Source organism: Microvirga sp. 2YAF29, from assembly GCF_052114605.1.
Taxonomy (GTDB): Bacteria; Pseudomonadota; Alphaproteobacteria; order Rhizobiales; family Beijerinckiaceae; genus Microvirga.
In genome coordinates this window covers 109,464-121,577 of sequence record NZ_JBFRFB010000005.1, presented here as the reverse complement: position 1 = coordinate 121,577, position 12,114 = coordinate 109,464, and the positions used below count along the sequence as shown (strand labels likewise).

Genomic DNA, 12,114 nt, shown 5'->3' with positions numbered 1-12,114 from the left:
CGCTGAAAGCATTCGGGCCTTAAGCTGCCCCGTCCGGATGCGCAGCCTTTGCCGGCAGGGGGAACAGCGTCACGAAGCGCTTCGCCAACCCGCGGTCACCTTCGATGCCCAGCACACCGGCCTGTTCGAGAGCGTCCAGCGACTGGCCGCCATAGATGGCTGCAGCGAGAATGGGTGGTGTTCCCGTCATGACCAGATCGGCATCGTCGATGGGGGCGCGCGCGATCTCGATGCCGCCGTTGGTCAGGTGTGCAAGATAAGTCTCGTCGGCCAATTGAAAGCCGATCTTGGCGTCGATGCCTTCTGCATTTTTAGGCTCGATCATCGTGCGTAGCGACAGGCAGAAGGAAGCCGCGCTGAAGGGCAGCGTCGGATCGTGCATGGGCGAGCGCGCGGCCCAGCGGCCCAGCGCCTGGAAGATCGGTTCGGCCTCATAGCCCCATTCGGTCAGCTCATAGACCTGGATCGCCGCCGGCGGGGGTAGCTTGCGCTTTATGAGAACGCCCGCCGCCTCCAGCCCTTCGAGACGCTGGGTGAGGACGTTCGCGCTGATGCCGGGAAGGCTTAGCCTCAGGTCGCTGAATCGCTTCGGCCCCAACATGAGCTCACGGATGACAAGAAGGGCCCAGCGCTCGCCCACGAGGTCGAGGGCATGGGCCGCCGCGCAGGCGTCCTCATAATATCTACGGGACTTCGCTTCGGCCTTTTCAGTTATTTTTTCTAACTTCATAGTTGCTTTTTATAACTTTATGAGGAATCAATGTCAAACCAAAGAGAGGAACGCCCAATGCCCAAGATGATTTTCGTCAATCTGCCGGTTTCGGATTTGGCACGCGCGACCGCGTTCTACGAGGCTGTCGGAGCCGTCAAGAACCCGCAATTCAGTGATCACACCGCCAGCGGCATGGTCATCTCCGAGACTATTCACGTGATGCTGCTGACCCATGAGAAGTTCAGCCAGTTCACGACGAAGAAGATTGCCGATTCGCGCACCACCACCGAAGTGCTGATCTGCCTGTCCGCCGACAGTCGTGAGGAGGTGGATGGCACCGTCGCAAAGGCGACCGCCGCCGGCGGACGCGCCGATCCTGGTCCCACGCAGGATTACGGCTTCATGTATGGCCGCAGCTTCGAGGATCCGGATGGTCATATTTGGGAGATCATGTGGATGGATCTTGAGGCGGCGAAGGCTGCGATGAGCGAAGCGGCGAACGCTTGATGGGGGACACGGCAATGCGTGTGATGGTTCTCGTGAAGGCGACGAAGGACAGCGAAGCGGGCCTCATGCCCTCGAGCGAGCTCTTTGAGGCCATGGGCAAGTTCAATGAAGAGCTCGTCAATGCCGGCATCATGCAGGCGGGTGATGGATTGAAGCCGTCGTCTGAAGGCAAGCGCGTGGCCTTCGACGGCGCGAGCCGCACCGTTATCGACGGGCCGTTCGCCGCCACCAACGAACTGGTCGCCGGTTTTTGGCTCTGGCAGGTCAAGGATCTGACTGAAGCGGTCGAATGGGTAAAGCGCTGTCCCAACCCGATGCCAGGGCCTAGCGAGATCGAGATCCGACCGCTCTACGAGATGGCGGATTTTGCTGAGGTCATGAGCCCGGAAATCTCCGAGTTGCACGACCGCAACCGCGAGCAAATGGCCGGCCATTGAGGCAGATTGTTGCTGTGTGAAAGCTGAAGCGGAATCAGTGAGGAAATGACGATGAGCTATGTCGATGGTTTCGTGATCGCCGTGCCGAACGAGAACCGGGAGGCCTATCGCAAGGTTGCGGCCATCGCCGCGCCGGTCTTCAAGGAATTCGGTGCGCTGCATATCGTCGAATGCTGGGGCGACGACATTCCGGATGGCGAAGTCACCGATTTCAAAAAAGCAGTGAAGGCCGAGGCTGGCGAGAACGTGGTGTTCTCCTGGATCGTCTGGCCCTCGAAGGCAGTGCGCGACGAGGCTAACCAGAAGATCATGACAGATCCCAGGCTGAGCATGACCGACATGCCGTTCGACACCAAGCGCATGTTCTGGGGCGGCTTCACGCCCCTTATCGACACCAACGAGAAGCAGGGCTGAGCCTGAGCATCGAGCCCGCAACAGCTTCCTCGCTCGCAATCCGAAAGATCATGACAATGTCGAACTCTCCCAATCCCTTTGTCTGGTACGAACTCGTGACGACGGATGGGGAAGCCGCCGAGGCTTTCTACCGCGCCGTCATCGGGTGGACGTCGCAGGATTCCGGCCACCCCGAAATGCGCTACACAATCATGAATGCGGGTGACCGAAGCGTTGCGGGCGTGATGACGGTGCCTCCCGAAGTGTGCGATCTCGGCGGCGGCCCGGGATGGGTCGGATATGTCGGCGTCGGCGACGTGGATGCGGCCACGCTCAGGCTCAAGGAAGCAGGTGGCGCCATTCACCGGCAGCCCGACGACATTCCCAATGTCGGCCGCTTCTCCGTCGTCGCCGATCCGCAGGGGGCGGTCTTCGTGCTCTTTCAGCCTCATGGTACGGACGCCCCACCGGCTCCCATGGGAGCGCCAGGCCATATCGGTTGGCGCGAGCTTTATGCAGCTGATGGAGCGAGCGCCTTCGATTTCTATGCCGGCCAGTTCGGATGGACGAAGGCAGAGACCATGGATATGGGTCCCATGGGGATCTACCAGCTGTTCGCAGCGGGCAACGATACCATTGGCGGCATGATGACCAAGCCGGAACACGTGCCCGCGCCGTTCTGGCTCTATTACATCAACGTACCCGAGCTCGATGCCGCGGTCTCGCGCGTGACCGCCAATGGAGGCCGGATCCTGTTCGGCCCCGAAGAGGTTCCGGGCGGCGCCTGGATCGCGCACGGTATGGATCCGCAAGGCGCGATGTTCGCGCTCACTTCTCTGCGTCGCTGAGGTTATTGGCAGCGCAAGCCGTCATTTCATGAAGGGCGTCCTCATCAAGGGTGCCCTTTTCCGTGGAGGATTGAGAAGCGCGCTCCATATGCTCAACCTGAGCAGGACTCATGGAGATGGCGGGATGACCCTTTACCTCTTGGCGCTTCTGATCGGAGCGGTCGCCGGACTGCGCGCTATGACGGCGCCTGCCGCCGTCAGCTGGGCGGCCTATCTTGGCATCCTCAATCTCGGCGATACCTGGCTCGCGTTTCTGGGGTACCGCGTCACGCCCTGGATCATGACGGTTCTCGCCATCGGGGAACTGATCGGCGACAAGCTTCCCACAACGCCGAGCCGTAAGCTTCTGCTCCCCTTCGCAACCCGAATTATCGTCGGTACGCTGTGTGGCGCGGCCATCACGGTGCAGGGCGGCTTGTTCATCGGAGGGCTGGTGGCCGGCGCCGTTGGCGGCATCATCGGCACGCTTGGCGGAGCGGCCGGCAGGGCGCGTCTGGCGGCAGCCCTCGGCAAGGATTTTCCCGCCGCCTTGATCGAGGATGCCATCGCGCTTATTGGGGCGGTCCTGATTGTGGGAGCTGTGTCATGACCCAGACCTTCGATGCCATCATCATCGGTGCCGGACAGGCGGGGCCGCCTTTGGCCGGCCGCCTGACGGCGGCGGGCATGAAAACTGCCCTGATCGAGCGCAAGCTCTTCGGCGGGACCTGCGTCAACACCGGATGCATGCCGACCAAGACGCTGGTTGCGAGCGCCTATGCCGCTCATCTTGCTCGCAGAGGCGCGGATTACGGCGTTCTGATCGACAACCCCATCAGGGTCGATATGAAACGGGTCAAAGCCCGTGCCGACAATGTCTCGACCAAGGCTCGCACGAATGTCGAAACATGGCTGCGCAACATGAGTGGTCTCACCGTCGTTGAAGGCCATGCACGTTTCGAAGGGCCTGATACCATTCGTGTCGGCGACACGCTTCTGAAAGCGCCGCGGATCTTCATCAATGTCGGCGGGCGCGCTAGCATTCCGGATATGCCCGGTGTCGGCACGGTGGATTATCTCACGAACACCTCGATCCTGAAGCTCGACACGCTCCCGCGCCATCTGGTCGTGGTCGGCGGAAGCTATATCGGGCTTGAATTCGCGCAGATGTATCGCCGCTTCGGCGCTGAGGTCACCGTGGTCGAGAAAGGCCCGCGTCTCGTCGCCCGCGAGGATGAGGATGTGTCGGAAGCCATCCGCGATATTCTCACCGACGAAGGAATTGCTGTTCGCACCAACGCCACCTGCATCGGGTTCAAGCCGCATGCGGATGGCGTGGCCGTCGATGTGGATTGCGCCTCGGGTGATCCGGTCGTCGTGGGATCGCATGTTCTGCTTGCCGTGGGACGGCGCCCCAATACGGATGATCTCGGCCTCGACAAGGCCGGCATTGCCGTTGATGCGCGCGGCACGATCGGCGTCGATGATACGCTTGCGACGAATGTGCCGGGTATCTGGGCCTTGGGTGATTGCAATGGTCGAGGTGCTTTCACCCACACCGCCTACAACGATTACGAGATCGTTGCGGCCAATCTGCTCGACGGTGCGTCCCGGCGCGTGAGCGAACGGATTTCCGGCTATGCTCTTTATGTCGATCCGCCACTCGGTCGTGTCGGCCTGTCGGAGACGGAAGCACACAAATCCGGTCGCAAAATTTTGGTCTCGAAACGGCCCATGACGCGGGTGGGCCGCGCGATCGAAAAGGACGAGACCAAGGGCTTCATCAAAATCATTGCCGATGCCGAGACGAAGCTTATTCTCGGCGCCACTATTCTGGGAACAAGTGGCGACGAGGCCATTCACGGCATCCTGGACATGATGAATGCCGGAGCAGATTACGCGACTCTGCAATGGGCCGTCCCAATCCATCCGACGGTCTCGGAACTGATCCCGACAGTCCTGGGAGACTTGAAGCCGGTCGATTAAGATTCTTTCACAACGCCAAATTTTATTCGCAGCTTGCCTCCTCTGCGGTCACGACACCACTTGCCCAGGAGCATCAGGCATGTGCCATAGTGCATGTCCCGGATCGGCCTGACACACCGGAGCCATGCATGCCTGTCTTTTCTAGATTTGGGCGATATATCGAAGAGGTTGCGCGCCGCGGTTCACTCCGCAGCGCAGCAGAATGGTTGAACATCGCGCCGTCCGCGATCAACCGGCAGATCATCATGGCCGAGGAGGAACTCGGCACGCCGCTCTTCGATCGGTTGCCGCAGGGCCTACGGCTTACGCCGGCGGGCGAGCACCTGATCTACAATCTCAAGCGCTGGAAGCGCGAATTCGAGAACGTCCAGTCCGAGATCAAGAACATTCAGGGTCTCGCCAGCGGCAGGATCACACTTGCTGTGGCGGAGGCGATTGCCGGTGATCTCCTGGCAGGCATTCTCGCCGACTTTCATGCCGACTATCCTCACGTGATGATTTCCACCCACGTAGTCGGCGGTGGCGGCGTGCGGGAAATGGTGCTCAACGGAAATGCCGATGTCGGCTTGACCTTCATGTCGACCTCCTATCGGGTCATGCGCGTCGAACATTCGGTTTCGTTGACGCCGGGCCTGGCGATGCTGCCGGATCATCCGTTGACGCATCGGACGAGCATCGAGTTGTCGGAATGCCGCGATCTGCCTTTAATCCTGCCTGAGGAAGGTCTGCTCATCCGCAACAGCATCGAGTCCGCTCTGGCATCGTGCGGAGTAACTCTCAATCCGGTTGCGGCGTGCAACAACTTCGCTTTCATGAAGGCCATGGTCTTCAGACGAATAGGCGTTGCTCTCTTGACCCGCGCCGAGATCCTCTCGGAAATCAGAAGCCGACAGCTCGCCTTTGTTCCGCTGTCCGACAGTCAGGTAGAACCCTCTTCTCTGTCGCTTGTTACTTCGGCACATCCATCATCCGCCGCTTTGCGGCTGGCCGGCGTGATCGTGAAAGCGATGGATGATATGACAGAAAGAGCGATCTAATTTATAGAGCACGCCTTCCGAAAAATAATATTTGTCATTGGGAAATTTCGCGGTCTATCCTGCAATCATAATAAACGGGAACAAAAATTAGGCCGTCACCGCTTCAAGCTCCGATAGAGAGCGTTGGTCGCGGCCCACTGGGAGTCTTCCAATTTTCGCAGGCTGAACGCGTCCGGCATGGCTGGGTCGCGCATGGAGAACTGTTGCCTCATGCAGGACACATCTCTCGACATTTCGGAATTCATGGCGTTCGTCGGCAAGGACGTGCCACAGCCAGAGCAATACAACTACGGCGTCACGCGTGACGGCATTCGCCACTTCGCCTATGCAGTGCCTGACATCAATGCGCTCTACCTCGAAGATGATTACGCGGCGGGCACGCGCTGGCGCAGCATCATCGCACCGCCCGGATATCTCTACGCACATGGCTCGCCCGCATGGCTGAGCAAATTCCCAGGGATCCTGGATGCTTCGGGCAAAGAACTCAGCAATGCCGACAATGCAACTGAAGAATGGGAATTCTACAAGCCTGTCCGCCCCGGCGACACGATCCTGTCCTACGGCAAGATCGAGGATGCCACGATCAAGAAGTCGCGCAAGCTCGGCGATTGCGTGCTGGTCAAGGAAGGCATGCGCTTCACGAACCAGCGCGGCGAGATTGTTGCAAAGCTCAACTCCTACAGCTTCAGGTTCAGCGGTTCCGACGTCGCCTCCAACGGCGGAGTCGGCCAAGCCTATCCTCCGCTGCCGAAGGGACAGTTCACGCGCAATGTTCCCACGCCGCCGCTTCTTCCCGGAACCCAGCCCACGCCCGTCAGGCGTTACGACGAGCCGCGCTTCTTCGAGGATGTGAACGAAGGCGACGAGCTTCCGTCGTGGGAGCTTGGTCCGTTGATGGCGTTCGATATCGGCCGTTTCAATGCCGCGACCATCGGCACCGGCTATGACCGGATCGGTCGGACCGGGCATATTCCGGATGCCTTCGCGCCGGGTGTCCTGCGCGTTCAATGGTTCGGAGCCATGCTGAGCCGTTGGGGCGGCCCCAATAGCTGGATCACCAGGATCTCCCAGCGCAACGAAGAATGGGTGCTGGTCGGCTACAAGATCATCTGCGGCGCCCGCGTGAAGCGGAAATACATGCTTGAGGGCCGCTGCCTCGTCGAACTCGATATCTGGTGCAACAGCGAACTCGGTTTCCGCACGAACAGCGGCACGGCCGAGATCGAGCTCGAGAGCCGATCAGGCCCGGCGCCGGCGCGATAGGAGAGAGTGAATGACCCTGTCCGAAGAGGCGTTGATCGCGCGGTTGCCCAAGGCCGAACTGCACCTGCATATCGAGGGCTCCATCGAGCCGGAGATGGTGCTCGCATTCGCGGAGAGGAACGGGATCGACTTTCCCCACAAGACCATCGAGACCCTGCGCGCCACTTACGAGTTCGACAATCTCGCCGGTTTCGGCGCCGTATACCGCAGCAATTCGCAGGTCCTGCGCACGGGGCGCGACTTTCATGACATGACCTATGCCTACATGCGCCGCGTCAGGCAGGACGAGGTCATGCATGCGGAAGTGGCGTTCGCGCCGCAGGGGGCGTCGAAACGCGGTGTCGACGCAATCGAAGCCCTGGAAGCGGTCCTGGATGCGGTGGAACTTGCCAAGGTCGATTTCGGCATGACCGGCGGCGTGATCATCGGATGCCAGCGCAATTGGGGCGGCGAGGAGGGGCTGGCGATGCTCCAGACGGTCAAGCCCTATCGCGACCGGATCATGGCGCTCGGCCTCGCAAGCATGGAGGTCGGCCACCCGCCACGCCTCTTCGAGCGCATGTTCGATGAAGCGCGCGACATGGGCTGGAAAACGACGGCCCATGCCGGTGAAGAGGGGCCGCCGGAATACATTTGGGAGGCTCTCGACATCCTGAAAGTCGACCGCATCGACCACGGCGTCCGCTGCGAAGAGGATTCGAACCTGATGGCCCGCCTTGCGGAAGAGCAGATCCCGCTGACGGTGTGCCCCTTGTCCAACGTGTGCCTGAAAGTGTTTCCGACACTGGCGAAGCACAATGTCGCGCGTTTGCTGCGGGCAGGCTTGCTGGTCACTGTGAACTCAGACGATCCGCCGTATTTCGGAGGCTACGTCAATACGGAATACGACGAGTGCCGAAAGACGCTGGGACTCACGGACGCCGAGATCGTTCAGCTCGCACGCAACAGCTTCATCGGTTCTTTTCTGCCGCAATCCGAAAAGCTGAAACACCTCGCCGCCATCGACATGGCGCTTGCAGAACCGGCTGACGCGCATTTGGCGGTGTAAGCCCGACATCAGATAAGCCAGGAGAACCTTGTGAACGCGCCTTTCGATCATCGCACAAAGAACGGCCTTAGCATGGAAGGTTGGAAGGCTTTCTCCAATCCCGCTTCCATCGCTCTCGTCGGCGCCAGCGGCCGCATCAGCAGCGTCAGCTTCACGACGCGGTTTCTCGATACCAATCGCGACCTCGGATATTCCGGCGAGATATTCCTCATCAATCCGACGCGGGACACGATCCTGGATCGCAAATGCTGGAAGGATCTGTCCTCGCTTCCCGTTTCGCCTGAGCTCGTCATCATCAACCTGCCGGACGAGAAGGTCCTTCCGGCCGTGCATGAGGCGATTGCCTGCGGAGCCAAGGGGCTCATGATCCATTCCGGCGGGTTTGCCGAACGCGGAGAAGCGGGCGTCCAGCGCGAGCAGGAATTGCAGCGCGCCTGTGCAGAGGCTGGGATCGCTGCGCTCGGGCCGAACTGCCTCGGTCTGGTCAATCTGACTAATGGCGTCTCATTGTCGAGCTTCCGGATCTCGGCGAGCTTGAAGAAGGGTCCTATCGCCCTGATCAGCCAAAGCGGCTCCGTTGCGGGCATTCTGATGCATATCGCAAGCGAGCATGGCATTTCGTTTGCGGCCAGCACCGGCAACGAAGCGGTGACGACGACGGAAGACCTGATCGCTCAGGCCATCGATGATTCTGAGACCAAGCTCATCGTATGTTTCATCGAGGAGTTGCGGCGACCATACGCTCTGTTCGATCTTGCTGCCCGCGCCCATCGGGCCGGCAAGCCCATTGTGGTGCTCAAGGCTGGGTTGACGGAGAAGGGCGGAGAAGTTTCCCGCGGTCATACCGGCGCGCTTGCAGGGTCCGGCGCCATCTATCGCCAGGCTTTCGAGCAGGCAGGCATCATCCTTGTCGAAGATTTCGATGAACTGGCTCAGACGGTCGAATTGCTCATGAAGGTGAAGCCGGATCTGGCGGCAACCCGTATCGGGATGCTCGGCACGTCCGGTGGTGAACTCGGAAACGTCACGGATCTTTGCGAGACGATGGGCATCGACATGCCTCAGCTCTCGGAGTGGACGCTTGCCGCCCTCCAGGAATGGCTTGCTCTTCCCGCCGACGTGCTGCCGCGCAACCCGGTCGATGCGGGCACCGGGTTCAACTTCTCGGGAACCTATGAAGATCGCATGCGGGGCGCCATTCGCGCCGTCGCGGCCGACCCTTCAATCGATATGGTTCTGGTCGTGCAGGGATTCCATCGCGAGGGTGAAAACAGTCAGCTGTCGCTCAATCGCGAAATCATGGGGGCGGCGGCAAAGGAATCCTACGAGGCCGATGTTCCAACTGCCGTCATGACCTGCCAATCGACCCGGTATGACGACGAGATCATGGCCGAGATTTCGGCGGCGGGTGTCCCGGCTCTGCGAGGTGCACGCGAGGGACTGAAGGCTATCGCCCATCTCGCCCGTTACTCCGCCTATCTGCGCGACCGCCAGCAGGATCCGCAACAGATCAGCGTGTTGGGCCAGGCCGCTCGTCCTACAGCCTGGCAGAACGGTTTGGTTTCTCAAGGGGACTTGTTCTCGATTCTCGCCGCCAACGGATTGCCTGTGACCCGCAACGGCATTGCGCGAACCGCATCAGAGGCCGAAGCCCTGGTGCGCGAGGTCGGCGGCAAGGCCGTCATGAAGATCGACACCTCGCGAGTCGTTCACAAGAGCGATATCGGCGGCGTGGCGCTGAACGTCACTCCCGAGAACGCGGGCGAGACCTTCTCCCGCCTGATCGAATGTGTGTCTCCGCCGATCGGAAGCGAACCGAACGAGGGCATTTTCGTCGCCGAGCAGTTGAACGACGGCGTCGAGTTCTATGTCGGGGCCAAGCGTGACGTGACATTCGGAACTGTCGTCGTTCTCGGCATGGGCGGACGCATGCTCGAAGTTCTGGGCCAGACGGCCCCGCTCGTGACGCCTTTTACCAAAGCGGATGTGATGAGAGCCATCAAGGCAAGCGGCTCGCATCGCTTCCTCGATGGCTTTCGCGGGGGACCCGTGGCCGATATCGATGCGCTTGCATCGCTGGTCGCACAAGTGGGCGATTACGCACTCGCGCTCGGCGACGCGCTCGACGTACTCGATTTGAATCCCGTCATCATCACGCGAGACAAACCCGGCGGCTGCATCGCGGATGCGCGTCTTATCCTGAAGGGGGCCTGAGCGATGAAAGAATATACGCAGATCAGCTTCGATGTCGCTGAAGATGTCGCCACGTTGACACTCAGGCGCCCTCATAAGCTCAATGCACTGACCGATCAGATCAACCTCGAACTGTTCGACGCCCTAAATCGCATTGCGGATACGCCTGCGATCAAGGTTGTGGTGCTGACCGGCGAGGGCCGCGCGTTCTCCGCAGGCTACGATGTGGGTGAGGGGCCGGACATGCCTGAGCGTACACCGGCCTATTGGAAATATCACTTCTTCCTCGCCTTCCAGACCCTGCGCCGCATCTGGTCCCTGCCTCAGCCGGTGGTCGCTAAGGTGCGCGGCGCCTGCCTCGGCGGCGGCATGGCCCTCGCCATGGCCAGCGACCTGACATATGCGAGTGAAGACGCGTTCTTTGGTGATGCCGAGATCAAGTTCGGGGGCGGCGGCAACATGTTCCCGGTGCTGCAATGGATCATCGGGATCAAGAAGCTGAGCGAGCTGCAGCTGACGGGACGCAACGTCTACGCTCCCGAGGCGCTTCATCTCGGCATGCTCAATGAGATCACGGCCGGTGACGATCTCGACCGGCGTGTGGATCAGGTCGTCCGGCACATGTGCCTCCTTCCGGAGGGAACGCTGGTTCGCAACAAGGCCAGCACGCGCCGCTGGTACGAGCAGATGGGGATTGGTGCCGTCATCACCGGGAATGAGCAGAGCTCGGCGCTTGGCCTTAGCACGAGCGGTGAAAACGAGTTCACTCGAATTTCGAAGAGGGACGGAGTCTCGGCGGCTCTCCGGTGGCAGAAGAGCCGCTTTGCAGATGTGGGAGCGTTCAAATGAATGAAGCTCGCTCCGAACCGCAGCCGCTCCTCTCGCCATTGCCGAGCCGCATCGGGCGGCTCCAGATGGGGCGGATGAAAGACGACGGGCAACGCTTCATCGCCTGGCTCATCAGCGCGATCCTACTGATATGGTTCTGGCAATGGTATGTATCGGAGTTCGAGGTCTCCCCCGCCGTCTTTCCATCGCCCGCCGCCGTCTGGGAGGCGCTTTATCTCAATATTGGGGATGGCACCTTCATCTCCGACCTGGGCTATACGATGAAGGAGGTGCTGATCGGATTCTTCGGCGGCAGCACCGTCGGTTTCCTGCTAGCGCTGCTGATCTCCGAATTTCGGCCCGTCCGAACGATCCTCTACCCCTACGTGATTGCCTTTCAGGCCGTGCCGAAGACGGCGCTGGCGCCCATGTTCCTGATCTGGTTCGGCTTCGGCATCGAGTCAAAGGTCGCTCTCGTCATATCGACCGTATTCTTTCCGGTCCTGATCAATACGCTTTCAGGCTTGGAGCGGACGGATCCCGACCAGCTCGACATGCTCAAGGCCTATTGCGGAAAGCGCTGGCGTATCTTCCTTCGGGTCAAGCTTCCCAGCGCCATGCCGCCGCTCTTCGCGGGGCTTGAGCTTGCCATCGTGCTGGCCATCATCGCGGCTGTCGTCTCCGAGTTTCTCGGCGCCGTCGGCGGGCTTGGCTACCGAATTCTCACCTTCAACACCAGCCTCGACATGGCTGGGCAATTCGCGGCGCTCATCCTGTTATCGCTCACCGGATTCATCCTCCACGCCATCGTGAAGTACATCGGGAACCGGGTCGTATTCTGGGGACGGGCGAAAGAAGGCAGCACTTAGTGAAAGCTCGATAA

The 12,114-nt window shown here is 60.5% G+C and carries 13 protein-coding genes; 12 read left to right on the top strand and 1 reads right to left on the bottom strand.

Annotated elements, in window-relative coordinates; genetic code table 11:
* Positions 1-19 precede the first annotated feature (19 nt).
* Positions 20-730, bottom strand: coding sequence for a winged helix-turn-helix transcriptional regulator (locus tag AB4Y85_RS08520; protein WP_441984450.1), 711 nt, complete (start codon positions 728-730; stop codon positions 20-22).
* Positions 731-787: 57 nt separating this feature from the next.
* Between AB4Y85_RS08520 and AB4Y85_RS08515 the strand changes: the two genes are divergently transcribed.
* The 12 genes from AB4Y85_RS08515 to AB4Y85_RS08460 all read left to right on the top strand — a co-directional run bounded on the left by AB4Y85_RS08515 (position 788) and on the right by AB4Y85_RS08460 (position 12,100).
* Positions 788-1,219 (top strand): VOC family protein, encoded by a 432-nt coding sequence (locus tag AB4Y85_RS08515; RefSeq protein WP_441984449.1) that lies wholly within the window; start codon positions 788-790, stop codon positions 1,217-1,219.
* A gap of 14 nt (positions 1,220-1,233) precedes the next feature.
* A complete protein-coding gene (locus AB4Y85_RS08510) occupies positions 1,234-1,656 on the top strand; it encodes a YciI family protein (protein WP_441984448.1) in 423 nt (140 codons plus the stop codon).
* A gap of 51 nt (positions 1,657-1,707) precedes the next feature.
* Complete coding sequence (locus tag AB4Y85_RS08505; RefSeq protein WP_441984447.1) at positions 1,708-2,070, top strand: DUF1428 domain-containing protein; 363 nt, start codon at positions 1,708-1,710, stop codon at positions 2,068-2,070.
* A 56-nt stretch (positions 2,071-2,126) separates the two neighbouring features.
* A complete protein-coding gene (locus AB4Y85_RS08500) occupies positions 2,127-2,897 on the top strand; it encodes a VOC family protein (protein WP_441984446.1) in 771 nt (256 codons plus the stop codon).
* Between the two features lie 124 nt (positions 2,898-3,021).
* A complete protein-coding gene (locus AB4Y85_RS08495; protein WP_441984445.1) occupies positions 3,022-3,486 on the top strand; it encodes a DUF4126 domain-containing protein in 465 nt (154 codons plus the stop codon).
* On the top strand, positions 3,483-4,862 hold the full coding sequence (locus AB4Y85_RS08490; protein ID WP_441984444.1) for an FAD-containing oxidoreductase: 1,380 nt from the start codon (positions 3,483-3,485) through the stop codon (positions 4,860-4,862). Before AB4Y85_RS08495 ends, AB4Y85_RS08490 begins: the two co-directional genes overlap by 4 nt.
* Complete coding sequence (locus AB4Y85_RS08485; protein WP_441984443.1) at positions 4,787-5,899, top strand: LysR family transcriptional regulator; 1,113 nt, start codon at positions 4,787-4,789, stop codon at positions 5,897-5,899. The genes AB4Y85_RS08490 and AB4Y85_RS08485 overlap by 76 nt, the downstream gene beginning before the upstream one ends.
* A gap of 210 nt (positions 5,900-6,109) precedes the next feature.
* The gene (locus AB4Y85_RS08480) at positions 6,110-7,162 is read left to right on the top strand and encodes an FAS1-like dehydratase domain-containing protein (RefSeq protein ID WP_441984442.1); all 1,053 of its coding nucleotides are present in this window, start codon (positions 6,110-6,112) and stop codon (positions 7,160-7,162) included.
* A 10-nt stretch (positions 7,163-7,172) separates the two neighbouring features.
* Entirely contained in the window at positions 7,173-8,210 is a 1,038-nt protein-coding gene (locus tag AB4Y85_RS08475) for an adenosine deaminase (protein ID WP_441984441.1), read from the top strand.
* Between the two features lie 72 nt (positions 8,211-8,282).
* Positions 8,283-10,424, top strand: coding sequence for an acetate--CoA ligase family protein (locus AB4Y85_RS08470; RefSeq protein WP_441984440.1), 2,142 nt, complete (start codon positions 8,283-8,285; stop codon positions 10,422-10,424).
* 3 nt (positions 10,425-10,427) lie between these two features.
* Positions 10,428-11,252: an enoyl-CoA hydratase/isomerase family protein gene (locus AB4Y85_RS08465; RefSeq protein WP_441984439.1), complete on the top strand. Its 825-nt coding sequence runs from the start codon at positions 10,428-10,430 to the stop codon at positions 11,250-11,252.
* Positions 11,249-12,100, top strand: a complete 852-nt coding sequence (locus AB4Y85_RS08460) for an ABC transporter permease (protein ID WP_441984438.1) — start codon at positions 11,249-11,251, stop codon at positions 12,098-12,100. The genes AB4Y85_RS08465 and AB4Y85_RS08460 overlap by 4 nt, the downstream gene beginning before the upstream one ends.
* Positions 12,101-12,114: the final 14 nt, after the last annotated feature.